Here is a 19,190-nt window from a genome sequence, read left to right on the forward strand (position 1 = left end):
ACCCCTCGTCTCCGGCAAGGAACACTCCTACGCTGGAATCATCCAATGGCTTTGAATCCTGGATGGCACAGCAATGAAAAAGTTCTCCATCTGGCTCGCAGCCGTCCTGCTGGCTGTAGGGCTGGGAATCGTGGTCCAGGGACCTGCCTCGGCGGCTCCCTACTGCGGGCTCACCTGGGGCTCGCTGGCAAAATCCGGGCAGGACACCGGTACCGCATCCGTTACCAATGTCCGCACGGGGCAGCACTACTGTTTCGACCGGCTGGTGGTGGACCTCAACGGCCCTGCGGTCGCCTATACCGTGCAGTATGTGCCGCGGATCGAGCAGGAGGGCTCGGGGCTTCCCGTTCCGGTGCGGGGCGGTGCGCGCCTGCACATCAGCATCAAGGCGCCCTCCTATGACGAGAACGGCAACGCCACCTACAGCCCCGCGGACAGGAATGAACTCAGCAACGTTTCCGGCTACCAGACCTTCCGCCAGGTAGTCTCCGCAGGAAGCTTTGAAGGATACACAAGCCTGGGCCTGGGCGTTCGGGCCCGCCTTCCGTTCCGGGTCTTCACCCTGGACGGTCCCGGCTCCGGCTCCCGGCTGGTCATAGACGTGGCGCACTTCTGGTGACCCATCCGTCGTCGTAAACAAAAAAGGTGCCGCGCCCCATCAGGGGCACGGCACCTTTCCTAAGGGGCTTACTCCGGAACCACCAGGGCGGGGGTGTCCCGCTTCAGGGTTTCACCGCGGAAGAAGCCGGGGTGGGTGCGGGACAGGACCAGCATGACGACGGCGCCCAGCGCCAGGATGCCGACGCCCAGGATGAACACCAGGCCCACGCCGAAGACCTCCGAGCCGCTGCCGAACTCCGGAGCCAGGCTGTCCATGGCGGTCTTGAAGAACACTACGAACAGGCCCACGCCACCGACCACCGGGCACACCAGCCGGAACAGGAAGTGGCGTGCGCTGTTGAAGAGGCTGTGGCGGAAGTACCAGGTGCAGGCGAGTGCGGTCAGGCCGTAGTAGAAGCAGATCATCAGGCCCAGGGCCAGGATGGTGTCGTTCAGGACGTTCTCGCTGACCACGTGCATTACGGCGTAGAACCCCGCCGAGATGATCCCGGCAGCGATGGTGGCGAAGCCCGGCGTCGCGAACTTCCTGCTGATCCGGCTGAACGGCTTCGGCAGGGCACCGTAGTGGGCCATGGCCAGCAGACTCCGCGACGGCGACATGAAGGTGGACTGGAGGGAGGCGGCAGAGCTGGAGAGCACGGCGAGGGACATCAGGATGGCGAAGGGGCCCATGATGGGGGAGGCCAACGCGGTGAAGATGTTCTCGTGGTTTTCGGCGTTGTTCAGGCCGTTGCCGGTATCTCCGACGCCGGCGAACATCATGGTGGCGATGCTGACCAGGAGGTAGATGGCAAGGACGATGACGGCCGTCAGGGTGCCTGCCACGCCGGCGGTCTTCTTGCCGTTGGCCGTCTCCTCATTGACGGTGAGGCAGACGTCCCAGCCCCAGTAGACGAAGATCGACAGGGAGATGCCGGCGGCAACCTGGCCGAAGGTTTCGATCTTGGTGACGTCGAACCAGTCCCAGCTGAACGGGATGGCCGTTTCCGAGGTGGACCAGTTGGCAAACGCCATACCCACGAACAGGCCGAGGACCAGCAGTTGGAAGCCCACCAGGCTGTACTGCACCAGCTTGGTGGTGTGCAGGCCGCGGTAGCTGACCCAGACGGCCAGCGCCACGAAGACGAAGCAGGTGATGACGTTCAGGGCCTTGTTGTCCGCCAGGTCTGCGAGCTCCGGGGAGCCGGTGAGCTGGGACAGGAAAAGGTAGAAGAAGTCGACGGCGACGCCGGCGAGGTTGGACAGCACGATGATGTTGGCCGCCAGCAGGCCCCAGCCGCCCATCCAGCCGACCCAGGGCCCGAAGGCCTTGGTCACCCAGGTGAAAGTAGTGCCGCTGTCCGGGGAGTCGGCGTTGAGTTCCCGGTAGGCGAGCGAGACCAGAATCATGGGGATGAACCCGATCAGGAAGATGACGGGCAGCTGGAGGCCGGCTTCATTGACGGTGGGACCCAGCGCGCTGGTGAGGGTGTAGGCGGGGGCAATGGTCGAAATGCCCAGGACGACGACGGCGAGGAGCCCGAGCTGCCCACCCTTGAGACCCTTGTCGCCGACGCCGTCCGCGGATGGGGCATGGGCGTGCGGGCCGGGTTTGGCCGTACTGGTGCGGATTGTCTCTGTCATGGCACCACTTTCTGGGAAGGCTGTGAGACGGAAGTCACTATATGAATGGCGTTCATTTAGTATGGGGGCGCCGACCGTGTGATGCAAGACGCAATATGAATCACATTCGTTTGTGACTCGTTTTCGAAATTAGTAAGCTCGCTGATGAATTGCCTGAAGGCCTGCCGCCGCGGTGTCCGCGGCTGGTAGCGTCGGGCGTATTGGACCACTTGAGGAGGATGCATGAAAGCTTCACCGACATTGACCAACAACCTGCAGGCTGTCCTTGCGGACCTGATCGAGCTCCACGTCCAGGGCAAGCAGGCGCACTGGAACATCGTGGGCACCAACTTCCGCGACCTCCACCTGCAGCTGGATGAAATCGTGGACGCTGCCCGCCAGTTCGCCGACGATACCGCCGAGCGGATGCGCGCCCTGCATGCGCTTCCGGACGGCCGCAGCTCCACCGTTGCCGAAACCACCAGCCTGGCCCAGTTCCCTGAAGGGCTGATCAGCACTGAAGATGCCATCGAGCGGATCGTCGCTGCCATGGAGGCTGCCGTGGGCACCATGCGCAAGGTTCATGACGAAGTGGATGAGGAGGACCCCACCTCCGCGGACCTCCTGCACGAATTCATCGCCCGGCTGGAGCAGTTCGCCTGGATGGTGCAGGCGGAAAACATGAAGCCCACTGCCAAGGTCACGGCTGCAGACTCAAAGTAGCGGTTGTTTCACGGAGCGCCCGGCGGCGAGGTATTCCTCCTCGACGCCGGGCGCTTTTGCCTGCCCGGCGGTCCGTTTCTGGACTCCCGCGGGCGTCCGCTACGCCGCTTTTGGCACTTTTCGCAGCACGACGGCCGCGAGGACTGCCGCCGTCGCCATCAGTACCAGCCCAATTGCCGCGGTCACGTGCACCCCCGAGTCGAACGCTGCAGCGGCGGCGTCCCTGAGGGCGCCGGCAAGCGGTGGCGGCAGCAGGTTGGCCGCCTCCACGGCGCCCGCCAGTGTCTCCCCGGCGTTGTGCAAGGTGGGCCCGGGCAGTATGCCCTCCAGCCCCGCAGGCAGCCGAAGGTTCTGCTGGTAGGAGGCGGTCAAAATGGATCCCAGGACGGCTGTCCCCAGCAGGGAACCCACCTCGTAGCCCGTTTCGGAAATTGCCGCGGCCGCCCCCGACTTCGCCGGCGGGGCGGCGCCCAGGATGAGGTCGTTGGAGATGGTCTCCGCCGTGCCCACGCCCAGCGCCAGGACCAGGAGGGCTGCCAGCAGCAGCGACGGGCCGCCGTCGTGGTTTCCGAACGTCACCATGCTGTAGCCGGCGGCGCTGAACGCCAGCCCCGCAGCCACCACGTACCCGGGCCGGACCTTGCGGACCAGCGGCACCACCACCAGGCCGGCCACCACTGTGGCCGCCAGCGCGGGGACCATGGCAACTCCCGCCCCGGAGGGGCTCATTCCTTCGAGGAGCTGCAGGTGCTGGGCGAGGAACAGGATGAACCCGTTGAAGGAAAACAGGGCCAGGATGTTGGCGGTTATGGCCATGCTGAACACCCTGTTGCGGAACAGGGACATGTCCAGCAGCGGGTGCTCCAGGCGCAGCTGCCGCTGCACGAACACGGCTCCCATGGCCAGGCCAAAGGCAATTGCCCCCAGCCCTGCTGCGCCCGGCCCCTCCGTGGCGACGGCCTTGATGCCGTACACCACGGGCACCATGACCAGCATGGAGAGCAGGATGCTCGGGATGTCCACCTTCCCCGGGGAGGGATCCCTGGACTCCGGGATCAGGGCCGGCCCCAGCGCCAGCAGGGGAACCATGAGGGGTACCGCTACAAGGAAGACCGCGCCCCACCAGAATTGCTCCACCAGCCAGCCGCCGGCAATCGGCCCGAGGGCGGCGCCGCCGGAGAATCCCGCAGCCCAGATGGCGACTGCCAGCCGCCGGCGGTTGGGCTCGGGAAAGATGTTGCGGATCAGCGACAGCGTGGACGGCATCAGCATGGCCCCGAAGAAGCCCAGGGCTGCGCGGCCGGCGATCAGCCACTCCGGCGTCGGTGCGAAGGCGGTGGCGGCCGAGAGTGCGGCGAAACCGATGCTGCCGATGACCAGGAGCCGCCGCCGGCCAATCCGGTCGCCGAAGCTTCCCATGGATACCAGCAGGCCGGCCAGCACCAGGGGATAGGCGTCCACGATCCACAGCAGCTGCACGCCGGACGGTTCCAGGGCGCGGGCGATGGCAGGCAGCGCGAATGTCAGCGCCGTGTTGTCCACGGCCACCAGGAGTACGGGAAACATCAGCAGCCCCAGCGCCACCCAGTCGCGCCACAGCTGCCGCGGGGCGTTCCCGTCCGTGCGTGAGGGCGCGGGGCTGGTGGAAGTCGTCATGGAATAACTATACCGTCCAGACGGTATAGTTTAAAACTCCTTCCGGTTCCGTCATACCGCCGTGGGAAGGGCATGATGGAAGGCATGCCCCGAAAGCCTGTAGCCCGCGAAGCGGTCCTTGATGCCTTCGAGTCCCTGTTGATCGAGGTGGGGGAGCGCGCCGCCACCCTTGACGCCGTCGCCCGGAAGGCCGGCGTGTCCAAGGGCGGCCTGCTCTACCACTTTCCCAACAAGGAAGCGCTCATCGCCGTTCTGCTGGACCGGCTGGACGGCCTGGCCCGGGAGGATGCCGACGCCATGGCCTCAGCCGGCGAAGGCGCCGCCGCTTACTTCATCCGTTCCTCGGTGTGGGCAGACACTCCGCTGGACAGGGCCATCGTTGCCGCCACAAGGCTTGCCGAGGTGGCGCATGAAGAGACGCGGCGCCGGTTCGCGGCCATCCAGCAGCGATGGCTGGACGAAATTGCGGCTGATGTTGGTCCGGGGCTGGCGAAGGCAGTCCTCTATATGGGTGACGGCCTGTACTTCAACGCCATGCTGTCGGTGGCGCCCGCTCCGGCGGGGGGAGCGGCCGCTGACGTGGAGGAACTCCTCGCCGCCCTGGAGCGGCTCCGCAGGTAGGATTTGCCATTTGCCGGGAGGGGCGGCGGCGTAGGACAATGGAGAGTTGTGAGGGCCGCCACCGGCCGTCATGACCCAACAAGTTAATAGCCTTTGATCTGCGGCGGGAGAGTTCTGCCGGAAGTACAGGCAGGCGCCGTAGGAGCAAATCCTCCCCAGGAATCTCGCAGGCCCCTGTACCGCCGCGGCGAGGCGCCTCTGGAAAGCAGCAGGCAGTTGTCCTTCCTCCCTTGGGAAGTGGAAGAACTGTTGTGCTCACCGACGGTGCAAGCGGGTCCTGCCAGGCAGGCAACGCGGAAACTCTCAGGTCCAATACAGAGCGGGGAGGAACCCGAATAGCTGTGGCGCACCCTGCGCCGCCTGAGTAAATGGAGTTCCTTCGTGTCGGTTACCCCAGCCTCCACCACCTTCGTAGACCGCCATATCGGCGCGCGCCGCCAGGCCGACGTCGAAACCATGCTCAAAGCCGTGGGCTACGACACCGTCGACTCCCTGGTGGACACGGCCGTTCCCAAGGTCATCCGCCAGGAAACCGCCCTCCGCCTCCAGGACGCCCTCAGCGAGGTTGAGGTCCTCACGGAGTTGCGCAAGCTCGCCGGCAAGAACAAGACCGCCGTCCAGTTGATCGGCCAGGGGTACTTCGACACCGTCACTCCGCCGGTGATTCGCCGCAACATCCTCGAGTCCCCGGCCTGGTACACCGCGTACACGCCTTACCAGCCTGAGATTTCCCAGGGCCGGCTTGAGGCCCTGCTGAACTTCCAGACCATGGTGCAGGACCTGGTTGGCCTGCCTATCGCCAACGCCTCGCTGCTGGATGAAGCAACTGCCGTCGCCGAGGCCGTCCTGCTGATGCGCCGTGCCAACAAGGCCAAGCCCGCTGCGGATGGCAAGACCGTCCTGGACATCGACGTCCTCCCGCAGACCATCGCCATCGTCAGGGGCCGCGCCGAGGCACTGGGCTTCGACGTTGAAGTGGCGGACCTTTCCCAGGGCCTGCCGGAGGGCGACATCAACGGCATCGTGCTCCAGCAGCCCGGCGCCTCCGGCCGGGTATGGGACCAGTCCGGCGTCATTGCCGCCGCAAAGGAACGCGGCGCCCTGGTCACCGTGGCCGCAGACCTGCTGGCCCTGACCCTGATCACCCCTCCGGGCGAGCAGGGGGCGGACATCGCCGTCGGCTCCGCCCAGCGCTTCGGTGTGCCGCTGTTCTTCGGCGGCCCGCACGCCGCCTACATGGCTGTCCGCAAGGGGCTGGAGCGTTCGCTGCCCGGCCGGCTGGTGGGCGTGTCCAAGGACGACGCAGGCGTTCCTGCCTACCGCCTGGCGCTGCAGACCCGCGAGCAGCACATCCGCCGCGAGAAGGCCACGTCCAACATCTGCACGGCGCAGGCGCTGCTGGCCATCGTCGCCTCCATGTACGCCCTGTACCACGGCCCGGACGGGCTGAAGGCCATTGCGGAAACGACTCACGGCCATGCCCGGGTGCTGGCGGCGTCGCTGGCAGCAGCCGGTGTGGAGGTCCTGCATGGGAGCTTCTTCGACACCCTAACCGTCCGCGTCCCCGGGCGCGCCGCGGGCATCGTTGCCGACGCTGAAGCGCGGGGCATCAACCTGCGCGGCGTCGACGCCGACACCGTGGGCATCTCGCTCGATGAAACCACGACGGCGGCCGTCGTCGCCCAGGTTGCCGACATCTTCGGCGCCTCCATTGCTGGGGGCGAGGGCTTCGGGCTGGAGGCCGCCGTTGAGCGCTCCTCCGGCTACCTGCAGCACCCGGTGTTCAACACGCACCGGTCCGAGACGCAGCTGCTGCGCTACATCCGGAAGCTCTCCGACCGTGACCTCGCCCTGGACCGCACCATGATCCCGCTGGGGTCGTGCACCATGAAGCTGAACGCCACCGCCGAGATGGAGGCCATTTCCTGGCCGGAGTTCGCCTCCATCCACCCGTTCGCCCCGGACTCCCAGACCGCTGGCTGGCGCGAACTGATCGCCGACCTGGAAGCGGACCTGACGGCCATTACCGGGTACGACCAGGTTTCCATCCAGCCCAACGCCGGATCCCAGGGTGAGCTCGCAGGCCTGCTGGCGATCCGCGGCTACCACCACTCCCGCGGCGATCAGCAGCGCAACGTCTGCCTGATCCCGGCCTCGGCCCACGGCACGAATGCTGCTTCCGCGGTCCTGGCAGGGATGAAGGTGGTCGTTGTAGCCACCGCAGCGGACGGCACCATCGACCACGAGGACCTGACGGCCAAGATCGAAGCGAACAAGGACGCCCTGTCCTGCATCATGATCACCTACCCCTCCACCCACGGCGTGTACGACGGCGACGTCCGCGACGTGTGCGACGCCATCCACGCCGCCGGCGGCCAGGTATACATCGACGGCGCCAACCTGAACGCGCTCGTCGGGCTGGCCCAGCCGGGCAAGTTCGGCGGCGACGTCTCGCACCTGAACCTGCACAAGACCTTCTGCATCCCGCACGGCGGCGGCGGACCCGGCGTGGGCCCGGTCGCAGCCAAGGCACACCTGGCACCATTCATGCCGGGCGACGCCAACAAGGCCGCCCATGAGGAAGGCCACGGGGTGGCGATCTCGGCGTCCCGGTTCGGTTCCGCCGGTGTGCTGCCGATCTCCTGGGCGTACGTGAAGCTGATGGGCGGCGAGGGCCTGACCGAGGCCACCAAGTCCGCGCTCCTCGCAGCCAACTACGTGGCCGCGAGGCTGAACGAGTTTTACCCGGTTCTCTACACCGGCGAGGGCGGCCTGGTGGCGCACGAGTGCATCCTGGACCTGCGTGAACTCACCGCCCGCACCGGTGTGACCGCCGAGGACGTGGCCAAGCGCCTTATCGACTTCGGCTTCCACGCCCCCACCCTGGCATTCCCGGTCGCAGGAACCCTGATGGTGGAGCCCACCGAGTCCGAGGACCTGGCCGAGATCGATCGCTTCATCGAGGCGATGATCACGATCCGCGAGGAAATCGACCAGGTGGCCAACGGGGACTTTGCCGTTGCCGACTCACCGCTGCGCCGCGCACCCCACACTGCCGCCGCCGTCGTCAGCTCCGACTGGGACCGTGCCTACCCGCGCGAGCAGGCCGCGTTCCCCGCCCACCACAAGCAGGACAAGTATTTCCCGCCGGTGGGCCGGATCGACGGCGCCGCCGGAGACCGTAACCTGATCTGCTCCTGCCCGCCGCTCTCCGAGTTCGAGAACTGAGGCCTGCCGCCATGACTGAGAAATACACAGCGTTGTACGACGAGCACAAGAAGCTGGGCGCGTCGTTCACCGACTTCGGTGGCTGGCAGATGCCGCTCAAGTACAGCTCCGAGCTGGCCGAACACCACGCGGTCCGCAAGGCTGCAGGCCTGTTCGACCTCTCCCACATGGGCGAGGTCTGGGTGACCGGACGGGACGCCGGCGCGTTCCTGGACTACGCCCTGGTGGGGAAGATCTCCGCCATGGCGGTGGGCAAGGCCAAGTACTCGCTGATCTGCAATGAGGACGGCGGGATCATCGACGACCTCATCACCTATCGGCGTCCCGCTTCGCAGGACGGCACCGACGTCTTCCTGGTGGTGCCCAATGCCGGCAATGCCGCCGTGGTGGCTGCAGCACTGCAGGAGCGTGCCGCAGGGTTCGATGTGGTGGTTGATGATGCTTCGGCGCGGACCTCCCTGGTCGCGGTGCAGGGGCCCAAGGCCCAGGAACTCCTGCTCCGCCTGGTTCCGGCCGCCCAGCACCCCCTGGTGACGGCACTGAAGTACTACGCCGCCGTCGAGGTTCCCTTCCTGGTAAGCGGGGCGGGCAAGGAGCTCCTGCTCGCCCGTACCGGATACACCGGCGAGGACGGGTTCGAAATCTTTGTGGACAACCACGATGCCGCCGCGCTGTGGCAGGCACTGATCGCCATCGCCGACGAAGCGGAACTGACCCCCGCCGGCCTCGCCTCCCGCGACTCCCTCCGGCTCGAGGCAGGGATGCCACTGTACGGCAACGAACTGTCCCTGCAGGGTGACCCGTTCGCCGCCCGCCTGGGTCCCGTCGTCGCACTCTCCAAGGAAGGCGACTTCGTGGGCAAAGCCGCCCTGGCAGCCAAAAAGGCGGCCGGCGCCGGCAGCACCTCCGGCCGCCGCCTCGTGGGGCTCAAAGGCCAGGGCCGCCGCGCCGGCCGCGCGCACTACCCCGTGCTCAAGGACGGTGCCACGGTCGGCGAAGTGACCTCCGGCCAGCCGTCGCCCACCCTCGGCTACCCCATCGCCATGGCCTACGTCGACGTCGAACACTCGGCACCCGGCACGGCCCTGGACATCGATCTCCGCGGCAACGCAGAGCCTTTCGAAGTCGTCGACCTCCCGTTCTACAAGCGACTCAAGTAGTCCCTTGGGGCTCGGCCGTGGTCACCTCCGGGACCGGCGGACCGGACATTTTCACGCGTGCGTTGGGCCCACGCCGTCAGGGTTCCCTGGCCGAGCTTGCGAGGCTAGGGAGACGGTGGGGAGCACGCTTTCGAAAAGTCCGGCTCCGCCGGCCCTCGTGCGGAAGTTGCGGTTGTGCGAGGACAGTGTCAGGTCTTACAGGACGCGAGTGGGTGAGGACTACGTGCGTGTTTCTCTTTCCCCGGCACTCATGAGCGTTGTCGGCCCGCTCGTTGCCTTCCTGCCCCGGCGCTCTGGTGCCGTGTCCTCGGAGTGGGCGGGGCATCCGGCAGCGTGCGTCTAAGGGAGCGTCACGTCCGCTTAGCGGGCGTCTACGCGACCGAGCACGCAGAGGATGTCCTGCCCGCTCCACCCAACCACCCAGAGTTCCAAGAACGCAGTTCTAGTTAGGAAAACCCGTCATGGCTGTTGGTGTCTTTGACCTTTTTTCGATCGGTATTGGTCCGTCGTCTTCGCATACTGTGGGGCCGATGCGGGCTGCTGCTGTTTTTGCCGAGGAGTTGGTGGGGTCCGGGGTGCTGGGTTCCGTGGGGTCGTTGCGGGTGGATTTGTATGGGTCCCTCGCGGCGACGGGGCATGGGCATGGGACGATGACGGCGATCCTGTTGGGGTTGGAGGGGTTTCATCCGGAGTTGATCCTGCCGGCGGAGGTGGAGGAGCGGCTGGCTTCGATCGCGGAGACCGGGGTCCTGAACCTGGCCGGGGCGGTGGAGGCTTCCGGTGGCGGTGTGCCGTTGCCGTACGGGGTGGAGGATATGGTGCTGCGGCCGTTGACGGTGTTGCCGCGGCATACGAACGGGATGACGTTCACCGTCTCTGATGCGGGCGGGGAGGTGCTGCATGCGGCGACGTTCTTCTCGGTCGGTGGCGGGTTCATCGTCCGGGAGGGTGGGGAGGATGCCGCGCAGCAGGAACTGGATGCGTCCAAGGAGGAGTTGCCGTTGCCGTTCCGGACCGCTGCTGAGCTGTTGGAGCACTGCGCGGTGACCGGGCTGGGCATCGCCGATGTGATGTTCAGGAACGAGCTGGCCTCCCGGGATGAGGGGGAGATCCGGGCCGGGCTGCTGCAGATCTGGTCGGTGATGGAAAACTGCGTGGCCACGTCCCTGAAGCGGGACGGGGTGCTGCCGGGCGGGTTGAAGGTCCGCCGCCGGGCCCCGGACTGGTACGACCGGCTGAAGAAGGAATGCGCCGACGGCCTGGAGGACCAGGACAACAGCGAGGACCAGGACGCGGCCTGGGACGCGGGCCGGCACGATCCACGGTATTGGCAGGAGTGGGTTAACTTGGTGGCGTTGGCGGTGAACGAGGAGAACGCTTCCGGCGGGCGGGTGGTCACCGCGCCGACGAACGGGGCGGCCGGGATCATCCCCGCGGTGCTGTACTACGCGCTGCACTTCGCCCCCGGCATGGACCAGGCCACCCAGGCTGACCGGGACGGTGTGGTGGTGCGGTTCCTGCTCGCCGCCGGCGCGGTCGGGGTGCTGTACAAGGAACAGGCCTCGATCTCCGGGGCAGAGGTCGGCTGCCAGGGCGAGGTCGGGTCCGCGTCCTCGATGGCCGCCGCCGGCCTGGCGGAGGTCATGGGCGGCACCCCGGCGCAGGTGGAAAACGCGGCCGAAATCGCGATGGAACACAACCTGGGCCTGACCTGTGACCCGATCGGCGGGCTGGTCCAGGTCCCGTGCATCGAACGGAACGCGATCGCCGCCGCGAAAGCGATCAACGCCGCGAAAATGGCCCTCTGGGGCGACGGCACCCACCGGGTTTCCCTCGACGAAGTCATCATCACCATGCGCGAAACCGGCAAAGACATGAGCGACAAATACAAGGAAACCGCCATGGGCGGCCTCGCCGTCAACGTCGTCGAATGCTGACAGCGGCCGCCGCGGTGGAAGAACAGGCTGACGGGCGCAGCCGATGTTCGGCCGGCAGTTAGTTGTGTGCTGCCGCCCACCAGTTCAGGCTGGCGGCGAACACCAGCCATGAAATGTAGGGGAGCAGGAGCAGCCCGGCGGTCCGGCTGATGGGGCCGAAATACAAAACCGTCACAGCGACGGCGGCGATCAGGGCAAGGATGACGACCAGTCCCAGCCACAGGGCTGCCGTGCCGAGGGCGGGGTACAGGGCAAAAAATGCAGGGGTCCAGGCGAGGTTGAGGACCAACTGGAGGACATAGACCGCCATGGCCGGCCGGGTCCGGCTGGTCCGTTTCCGCCACACCAGCCAGGCAGCCACAGCCATCGCCGTGTAGAGGACAGACCAGACCGGACCGAACACGCCGTTCGGCGGGGACCAGGGAGCCTTGTCCGCAGTCGCGTACCAACCGGTGACGTTGGCCGCCGACGCCAGCCCGCCCAACGCTGCCACCACCAGGGACGCCACCAGGAACCCGAAAAGCGCAGCGACCTGAACCCCCGCGCTGTACGGCTGCCTGCCGGTGCCCGCAGGAGCGGTTGTCTCTTCCCCGTCCGGCCTCATACCCCAACCCTTGTTGAACGCCCCGAGGCCCGTCAAGACGGCGTCCGGCAGCGTGAGACTGGCCATGCCGGCGGGGTCGGGGAAAAGCCGGGAGCGCGTCAGGCTTTAGACTTGAGGCTGCATGTCCGCACGCAACCAGAAGTACCGAAACCGCGCACAAACCCGATTGGACACGGCCCCCTTGCGAGAATTCACCGCACGTTTTGCCACAGCCGAGGAAATTGAGAACTGGGACAAGCACGTCACGGCCAACCCGAACGGCGGCAACATGCTGCAGTCGGCCGCCTATGCATCAGTCAAGAACGGCAGTGGCTGGAAAGTCCGGTTCCTGGTGCTCGAAGGCGGCGGAAACTCCAGCTACAACCTGGTGCTGGAAAAGCGCTTCCCTGTCCTGGGACGGCTTTGGTACCTCATCAAGGGTCCTGACCTGGCGGACGCGGCGGACCTGCGGGCCGCCCTCGAAGCGTGCGCGGCCTTCGTCCGAAGCAGCAAACTGAACGTTTTCACCATCAAGGTGGAGCCGGACATCATCGATTCCGGAGATGCGCAGCGGGAGCTGCAGGCGGCCAAGCTGGTCAAAGCCCCCAACATCCAGTCCAACGACTCCACCGCCCTGCTGGACATCTCCGGCACCGAAGAGGAAGTGTTCAAAGCCATTTCCTCCCGCGCCAGGAATGCAGTCCGGCGGGCCGAGAAGGAGGGCTGCCAGGTGGTCCGGCAGGAGCCGGGACCCGAAACCTACCGGGCCCTGTACGACCTGATGGCGAACACCGTCAACGCCAAGGGCTCCATGCCCCTCCGCAGCTACGACTACTACGCACAGTTCTGGGACGAGTTCTGCAACCGCGGCCAGGGCAACTTCTTCTTCACGTATGAGGACGGGAAGCCCAGCGTCGGCGCGTTCGTCATCAACTACGGTGCCAAGGCCACCTACAAGGATGGAGGCTCCACCCAGAACCGCAAGCAGTACGGGGATTCGCACCTGGTGCAGTGGACCGCCATCAAGCGGATGCAAGAACTCGGCTGCACCGAATACGACTTTTGCGGGACGCCGCCGGCTGCGCGCATCAAGGACAAGACCCACAACCTGTACGGCATGGGGATGTTCAAGACCAGTTTCACCAAGACGGTCACCGACTTTGTGGGCTGCCATGACTACGTGCTGTCCCCGCTCCGGCACCGGCTCTGGTCCAACGGGGGAGAAAAGGTGTTCCGCCGGATCGAAACCGCACGCACCGGCCAGCAGTTCTACTGACCGCAGCCACCAGGGCTGCAAATCCAGCGCACCCCTGCAGGCAAGCCACCCCTGCCGCGAACACAGTCCGCCTAAACGCCCTCAATACAGTGCGGCCAACCAAGGCCGCGAAGAGTCGAGAAGAAGGTCACCCCTTGAATACAGTTTCCGCCGCTACCGGGCTTGAATACGCCAACCTCAGCGACGCCGACTTCGAGGCCTTCGCCCTGAAGCATCCGCAGAACAGCTTCCTGCAGTCCATCGACTTTGCCCGCTTCCAGCGTGCCCGCGGCCAGCAGGTGGAGCTCTTCGGGGTCCGTCGCGACGGCGAGCTCGTGGCCGCCGGAAAGCTCAACTTCACCACCACCCGGCTGGGCTACACCGTCTGTGAATGCGCCAAGGGCCCCCTCATGGACTACACGGACCGGAACCTGGTGGGTGCCGTCGTCGAACTTCTCCGCAAGCACGCGGCAGGGCGGAAAGCTGCCGAACTGCGGATCTCGCCCAACATCCGGTACATCGCCCGGGACGCCGACGGCGCGGAGCACCCAGACATCGAGGACAACCGCCCACTGGTGGCCGACCTGGAGCGAATTGGATTCCAGCACCAGGGCCTGGACATGAACTTCGTGAACGTCAACTGGATGTTCATCAAAAACCTCGTGGGCATCCAGGACGCCGAGGAACTGATCATGGGCACCAGCTACCGGACCCGGAAAGCCATCCGGAAAGCCGAAAAGAACGGCGTCTTCCTGGAGCAGGCCACCCTGGAAACACTGGATGATTTTTACGGCGCCGTGAGCCGCGCCGGTGACGAAAAGGGCTTTGTCTACCGCGAACGCGCCTACTACGAGCACCTGCTCCGCACCACGTCGCCCGAATTCACCAAGCTCATGATGGCCAAGATCGACATTCCGGCCTACCGCAAATCCATTACGGAGCGCCTGGCCGAGGAATCGGCCACCGCGGCCGACCTCCGCCGCGAGGTGGAGGAAACGGGCAGCAAAAAGAAAGTCAACCGGCTCAAAGTGGTCCAGGACCTGGTGGACAGCTACGAGCGGAGCCTGAAGGACATCGAACGCTTCCCCGACTCCGTAGGGACCGCCACCGTGGCCGCCATCCACTTCGTCTGCTACGGCGACGAGGTGGTGTGCGTCATCGGCGGCACCGTCCAGGACTACATCTACTTCAACGGTGCAACCTCCCTGTACTGGGGGATGATGCTGCACGCGCTGGAGAAGGGGTACCCCCGCTACAACTTCTACGGCACCTTCGGCATCTCCGGGCAGGACGAGGAAGGCCACGGCGGCTACGAATTCAAGAAGGGATTCGGCGGCGAAGTGATCCAGCTGGTGGGCGACTTCGTCCTGCCGGTGCGGCCCGCAGTCTTCCACGCGAACCGGGTAGCCAGGGCCGCCGCTGGCGCCGCCCGTACCATCCTGGGGAAGCTGCCCCTGAAGCGCGGAGCCTGACCGGCGCACCACGCACCAACAACCAACCACGCATCAACCACGCGTCCAGGGAGGAAGCGGGCATGACTGACCGGCCCGAACGGCCACGGACCAGGCCTAAAACAGAAGGCCTGCCCAAGACGGAACCGCTGACCCCTGCACAGATCCGGCAGGACGCCGCTGCCCGGCGCATGCTGCGCCGCCTGGTCCAGGGCGAAAACCCGCCCACGGCCCCGCTGAGCATCGTGGACCGGCTGGCGGGCAGCCCGTATGCCAACCCCACCATCCAGGTGGGCGGCGTGGACACCTCCGCCCGCAAGACCCTGGACTTCGCCCTTCACCTCGCGGAGACCATGTTCCGCTACGGTGCCGGCGCCCTGGAAGTGGAAACCAGCATCATTGCCGTCACTGCCGCCCTGGGGTTGAAGAACATCGAGGTGGACATCACTAACCAGTCCGTCGGCATCAACTACGCGCCCAAGGACCAGACCCCCATCGCACTGCTGCGCGTGGTGCGCTCCTGGACCAACAACTACGCAGGCCTGGCGAAGGTGCACCAGCTGGTCACGGACATCGTGGCCGGCGGCGTAGGCCGCGACGAAGCGATCCGCAGGCTCAATGAGGCCATCACCAGCCCCAAGCCGTACCCGCGCTGGATGGTCACGGCCGCGTTCGGTGTTTTCGCTGCCGTGTTCGTGGGAGTGCTGGGCGGCGGTCCGGTGTCCTCGATCATCGCGTTTGTGGCCAACATCGGCATCAGCCTGCTGGCCAGGCAGCTGGGCCGGTGGCGGGTGCCGGACTTCTTCATCACCGCCAGTTGCTCGTTCGTGGTCACCATCCTGGCCCTGCTGCTGTGGCAGTTCGGATTGACCGCCTCGCCGTCCATCGTGGTGGTGGGCGGCATCCTCCTCCTCCTGCCCACCGGGCGCCTGGTGTCCTCCGTGCAGGACGCCATCAACGGCTTCCCCGTGACGGCGGCGGGACGGTTCCTGTCCACGCTGCTGACCTTCGGCGCCATCGTGGCAGGAATCGCCGTTGCCTTCGTGGTGGGGGAGCTGACAGGGCTGCAACGCATTGACGTCACGCAGACGTTCCCGCCTGCCTACGATCTCTGGGTCCTTGTCGTCTTCGTGGCCGCGGCGGTGATGGCCATCGGCATCACCGAACAGACCACGTGGAAGCTGCTGCTGCCCACGGCGGCCGTGGGCGTGGCCGGCTACCTGGTGCTGCTCGGCTGCGGTTTGCTGGGGATCGGCGACCGGTTCTCACCGGCCATCGCGGCCGTCGTCATTGGCCTGCTGGCCAGGGTGGTGGCCCTGCGGATGGGCGCGCCACAGCTGGTGGTCGCTGTACCCGCGGCGCTGATCCTGCTGCCGGGCCTCACAATTTTCCGTTCCATGTACGTGCTCACCGTTGAAGAAGCCGAGATCCTGGCCGGCGCCGGAGGGATGCTCAGTGCCGGGGCCATCGTGCTGGGCACGGCCGGCGGCATCGTCCTGGGCGATGTCCTGGCCCGTCCACTCACCCGCAGCCTGGCCAGCAACGAGCGCCGCCGGGCCCGCCGCCGCTAGCGTGGTTCCGGCGCCGCTAACCCAGGCGCCGCAGCTTGCGGGACCTAGATCTGGCCGACCGGCAGTTTCTTCTCGGCCTGGAACACATCCTCCACGCGGCCCTGCGCCCAGTATCCGGACAGGGACACCTGCCGGCGCTCCAGGCCGCGCTGTTTGAAGAACACCTCGCGCAAGGCCTTCATGTACCCGCGTTCGCCGTGTGCAAAGACGTCCACGGTACCGGCCGGCCACTCGGCGTCCGCCACGGCGCTGACCAGCAGGTCGCCGGAACCTGCCGGTGCCCCGTTGCGCGGCAGCCAGGTGATGTTCAGCCCGGCAGGGGCGGAAATGGGCTGGATATCGGCCTCGGAGCCGACCTCCAGGAAGGCCAGCCCCGTTGCCTCGGCCGGCAGCGACTCGATGCAGGCAGCGATGGCAGGCAGGGCCGCTTCATCCCCGGCAAAGAGGTACCAGTCAGCGTCCGGGTTGGGGTTGAAGGCGCCGCCGGGGCCGGTGAAGGTGAGCGTGTCGCCCGGCTGGGCGTTGGCCGCCCACGGTCCGGCGAGCCCTTCGTCGCCGTGGACCACGAAGTCGATGGCGAGCTCCCGGGCCTCCGGGTCCACCCAACGCAGCGTGTAGGTGCGGGTGAAGGGCCACTGCTCGCGCGGCATGGTTTCGCGGATGGCCCAAAGGTCAAGGGGGGAGGGGTACTGGACGCCGGGCTGTGGAAACACGATTTTCACGTACCGGTCCACAAACCCGTTGTTCGTGAAGTCGCTGAAGCCCTCGCCGCCGGCCACGATCCGGACCATGTGCGGCGACAGCTGCTCCTTGCGCAGCACCCTCAGGTTGACCTGGGGGCGGCTCTTCTTGGTGGCGCTGGTGGCGGCAGGGACAGTGCTCATAAGGCAAGCCTAAGCTAGGGCGACGGCGGCAGTTCCCAGGTTACGTCCAGCGCACCTTGTTCCCGCAGCAGTTGGTTGACGCGGCTGAACGGCCGGGAGCCAAAGAACCCGCGCGAAGCAGACAATGGACTGGGGTGGGCGCTGCTGACAGCGGGCGCTCCGGCCAGGAGCGGCCGGACGCCCTCGGCCTCCTTGCCCCACAGCACCGCCACCAGCGGCATCCTGGACCCGTCCGCAGCTGTGCGGTTCGCCAGCGCGGTGACTGCCGCCGTCGTAATCTCCTCCCAGCCCTTGCCGCGATGGGAACCCGCCGCCCCCGCCCGGACCGTGAGCACCCGGTTCAGGAGCAGTACGCCCTGGTTCGTCCAGGCCGACAGGTCGCCATGGACACGCGGCGGAATGCCCAGGTCCGATTCCAGCTCCCGGTAAATGTTCACCAGGCTGCGGGGAAGCGGCCGGACGTGCGGCTCGACGGAAAACGACAGCCCGACGGCGTGTCCCGGCGTGGGGTAGGGGTCCTGCCCGACGATGAGCACCTTCACATCCGCCAGGGGCTGGCGGAAGGCGCGCAGGACGTTCGACGGCGGCGGGAGGATCTGGTGCCCGGCGGCCTCCTCTGCAGCAACGAAAGTGAGCACCTTCCGGAGTTGGCCTTCCACGCCGTGGAGGGCCGCGGCCCAGTCGGCTGCCATGAGCTCCGCGAGCGGGAGCTCGGCCAGGTCCGCGAAGCTGATGGCGTCCGCCGGTTCCTGCTGCAGCTCGAACAGCGCATCCGATTCAAACATCGTTCCATTGTTGCAGGCACTGCAAATGACACCCGTGTTATTCGGCCGGTAGCATGGGTGTAAGACATTGGCCGTAACCAGCGAAGGAGTGCGCCGTGGCGGAACCGGCCCGGGAACACCTGCCGGAGCAGGATCCAGGGAAGTCCCTCCTGGCGGATTTCACCCTCCGCGAGTCCTCCCTTTCCGAGCGCGAACAGCAGATGCTGGCCCTGGAACGGCAGTGGTGGAAGTATGCGGGGGCCAAGGAACAGGCTATCCGCGAGCTGTTCGATCTCTCCGCAACCCATTACTACCAGCTCCTTAACGCGCTGATCGACCGCGAGGATGCCCTGGCCCACGATCCCATGCTGGTGAAGAGATTGCGTAGACTACGTACGTCGCGCCACCGTGCACGCACCGCCCGGCGCCTGGGATCCGACGCTTAGACGCCCCAGGCCGGGACAACAGCCGCAATCAACAAGGATGTCCTTCCACCATGACCAGATACGCCCGCGATGAATTCGACAAGGTCCCGGAGGCCGCGTCGCGACAAGGTGTCCACCGGACGGCTACGGCCCCGTCCCGCGTGCGGCTGTGGCCCATCCTTGCGGTGGGCGTTGCGGCCCTGGCCATTGGACTGGTCTCCTTCCTGATCCTTCCCAAGCTCGGCTTCAACACCACCGCCAGCCAGGCGTCGGCAACCGTTGAATCAGCCCCGCTGGCCGGAACCGGATCCACCCCTTCGCCCACCCAGTCCTCGTCTGCACCGGGGTCCGTCCCGGTGCCGTCCGCGTCGGCCGTACCAACCCAAAGCAGCGAGCCCGAGCCCACCGCTTCCGCCAGCCAGCAGGCCGTCGTCGACAAGACCCAGGCAGTGGCCGTCTACAACGCTGCCGGCACGGCAGGGCTGGCCAGCCGCGTGGGGGGCACGGTCCAGGCTGACGGCTGGCGGCTCGGCCAGGTAGGCAACTGGTCCGGCGCCCCGCAAAAGTCCTCCGTGATCTTCTATGCCGGCCCGCAGCAACTGGCCAGCGCGCAGGAGCTTGCAGGACTGTTGAACATTCCCACCGTGGTGAACAGCACCGAATTCCAGGTACCGCTCGTGGTTGTGCTCGGCCCGGGTTACCGGTAGCC

16 protein-coding genes and 1 riboswitch are annotated in these 19,190 nt (G+C 66.5%); of the genes, 11 read left to right on the forward strand and 5 right to left on the reverse strand.

Going from position 1 to position 19,190, the window contains the following annotated elements; translation table 11 throughout:
• The first annotated feature begins 73 nt into the window (after positions 1-73).
• The gene (locus JCQ34_RS03670) at positions 74-619 is read left to right on the forward strand and encodes an AMIN-like domain-containing (lipo)protein (RefSeq protein ID WP_286401939.1); all 546 of its coding nucleotides are present in this window, start codon (positions 74-76) and stop codon (positions 617-619) included.
• Positions 620-687: 68 nt separating this feature from the next.
• Here JCQ34_RS03670 and JCQ34_RS03675 read toward each other — a convergent pair whose 3' ends face one another.
• Positions 688-2,244: an APC family permease gene (locus JCQ34_RS03675; protein WP_286401942.1), complete on the reverse strand. Its 1,557-nt coding sequence runs from the start codon at positions 2,242-2,244 to the stop codon at positions 688-690.
• Between the two features lie 222 nt (positions 2,245-2,466).
• Here JCQ34_RS03675 and JCQ34_RS03680 point away from each other — a divergent pair, with 222 nt between their 5' ends.
• Positions 2,467-2,946, forward strand: a complete 480-nt coding sequence (locus tag JCQ34_RS03680) for a Dps family protein (RefSeq protein ID WP_142131093.1) — start codon at positions 2,467-2,469, stop codon at positions 2,944-2,946.
• A gap of 99 nt (positions 2,947-3,045) precedes the next feature.
• Here the strand turns inward: JCQ34_RS03680 and JCQ34_RS03685 are convergent, their stop codons facing one another.
• Positions 3,046-4,602, reverse strand: a complete 1,557-nt coding sequence (locus tag JCQ34_RS03685; RefSeq protein WP_286401947.1) for an MFS transporter — start codon at positions 4,600-4,602, stop codon at positions 3,046-3,048.
• A gap of 84 nt (positions 4,603-4,686) precedes the next feature.
• On the opposite strand from JCQ34_RS03685, the gene JCQ34_RS03690 reads away from it, so the two are divergent.
• From JCQ34_RS03690 to JCQ34_RS03705, 4 genes are all read left to right on the forward strand, one after another.
• Positions 4,687-5,223, forward strand: coding sequence for a TetR/AcrR family transcriptional regulator (locus JCQ34_RS03690; RefSeq protein WP_286401949.1), 537 nt, complete (start codon positions 4,687-4,689; stop codon positions 5,221-5,223).
• Positions 5,224-5,317: 94 nt separating this feature from the next.
• Positions 5,318-5,415, forward strand: a riboswitch (glycine riboswitch).
• Positions 5,416-5,604: 189 nt separating this feature from the next.
• Positions 5,605-8,451, forward strand: a complete 2,847-nt coding sequence (gene gcvP, locus JCQ34_RS03695; RefSeq protein WP_286401950.1) for an aminomethyl-transferring glycine dehydrogenase — start codon at positions 5,605-5,607, stop codon at positions 8,449-8,451.
• Positions 8,452-8,462: 11 nt separating this feature from the next.
• Complete coding sequence (gcvT, locus tag JCQ34_RS03700; protein ID WP_286401953.1) at positions 8,463-9,611, forward strand: glycine cleavage system aminomethyltransferase GcvT; 1,149 nt, start codon at positions 8,463-8,465, stop codon at positions 9,609-9,611.
• A gap of 461 nt (positions 9,612-10,072) precedes the next feature.
• Positions 10,073-11,548 (forward strand): L-serine ammonia-lyase, encoded by a 1,476-nt coding sequence (locus JCQ34_RS03705; RefSeq protein ID WP_286401955.1) that lies wholly within the window; start codon positions 10,073-10,075, stop codon positions 11,546-11,548.
• A 58-nt stretch (positions 11,549-11,606) separates the two neighbouring features.
• Here the strand turns inward: JCQ34_RS03705 and JCQ34_RS03710 are convergent, their stop codons facing one another.
• Positions 11,607-12,152, reverse strand: coding sequence for a TspO/MBR family protein (locus tag JCQ34_RS03710; protein ID WP_286401958.1), 546 nt, complete (start codon positions 12,150-12,152; stop codon positions 11,607-11,609).
• Between the two features lie 121 nt (positions 12,153-12,273).
• Between JCQ34_RS03710 and JCQ34_RS03715 the strand changes: the two genes are divergently transcribed.
• From JCQ34_RS03715 to JCQ34_RS03725, 3 genes are all read left to right on the forward strand, one after another.
• Positions 12,274-13,407 carry a lipid II:glycine glycyltransferase FemX gene (locus JCQ34_RS03715; RefSeq protein WP_286401960.1) on the forward strand — a complete coding sequence of 378 codons (1,134 nt, stop codon included), beginning with the start codon at positions 12,274-12,276 and terminating at the stop codon, positions 13,405-13,407.
• 134 nt (positions 13,408-13,541) lie between these two features.
• Positions 13,542-14,858: a peptidoglycan bridge formation glycyltransferase FemA/FemB family protein gene (locus JCQ34_RS03720; RefSeq protein WP_286401963.1), complete on the forward strand. Its 1,317-nt coding sequence runs from the start codon at positions 13,542-13,544 to the stop codon at positions 14,856-14,858.
• A gap of 62 nt (positions 14,859-14,920) precedes the next feature.
• The gene (locus JCQ34_RS03725) at positions 14,921-16,408 is read left to right on the forward strand and encodes a threonine/serine ThrE exporter family protein (protein ID WP_286401966.1); all 1,488 of its coding nucleotides are present in this window, start codon (positions 14,921-14,923) and stop codon (positions 16,406-16,408) included.
• A gap of 44 nt (positions 16,409-16,452) precedes the next feature.
• Here JCQ34_RS03725 and JCQ34_RS03730 read toward each other — a convergent pair whose 3' ends face one another.
• Positions 16,453-17,292, reverse strand: a complete 840-nt coding sequence (locus tag JCQ34_RS03730) for a siderophore-interacting protein (RefSeq protein ID WP_286401968.1) — start codon at positions 17,290-17,292, stop codon at positions 16,453-16,455.
• Between the two features lie 14 nt (positions 17,293-17,306).
• Complete coding sequence (locus tag JCQ34_RS03735; protein ID WP_286401971.1) at positions 17,307-18,077, reverse strand: uracil-DNA glycosylase; 771 nt, start codon at positions 18,075-18,077, stop codon at positions 17,307-17,309.
• A 95-nt stretch (positions 18,078-18,172) separates the two neighbouring features.
• Here JCQ34_RS03735 and JCQ34_RS03740 point away from each other — a divergent pair, with 95 nt between their 5' ends.
• Both JCQ34_RS03740 and JCQ34_RS03745 read left to right on the forward strand, forming a co-directional pair.
• Positions 18,173-18,502: a DUF3263 domain-containing protein gene (locus tag JCQ34_RS03740; RefSeq protein WP_286401974.1), complete on the forward strand. Its 330-nt coding sequence runs from the start codon at positions 18,173-18,175 to the stop codon at positions 18,500-18,502.
• A gap of 50 nt (positions 18,503-18,552) precedes the next feature.
• Positions 18,553-19,188 (forward strand): LytR C-terminal domain-containing protein, encoded by a 636-nt coding sequence (locus JCQ34_RS03745; RefSeq protein WP_286401977.1) that lies wholly within the window; start codon positions 18,553-18,555, stop codon positions 19,186-19,188.
• The last annotated feature ends 2 nt before the right edge of the window (positions 19,189-19,190 follow it).

It is taken from the genome of Pseudarthrobacter defluvii (assembly GCF_030323865.1).
Classification (GTDB): Bacteria; Actinomycetota; Actinomycetes; order Actinomycetales; family Micrococcaceae; genus Arthrobacter; species Arthrobacter sedimenti.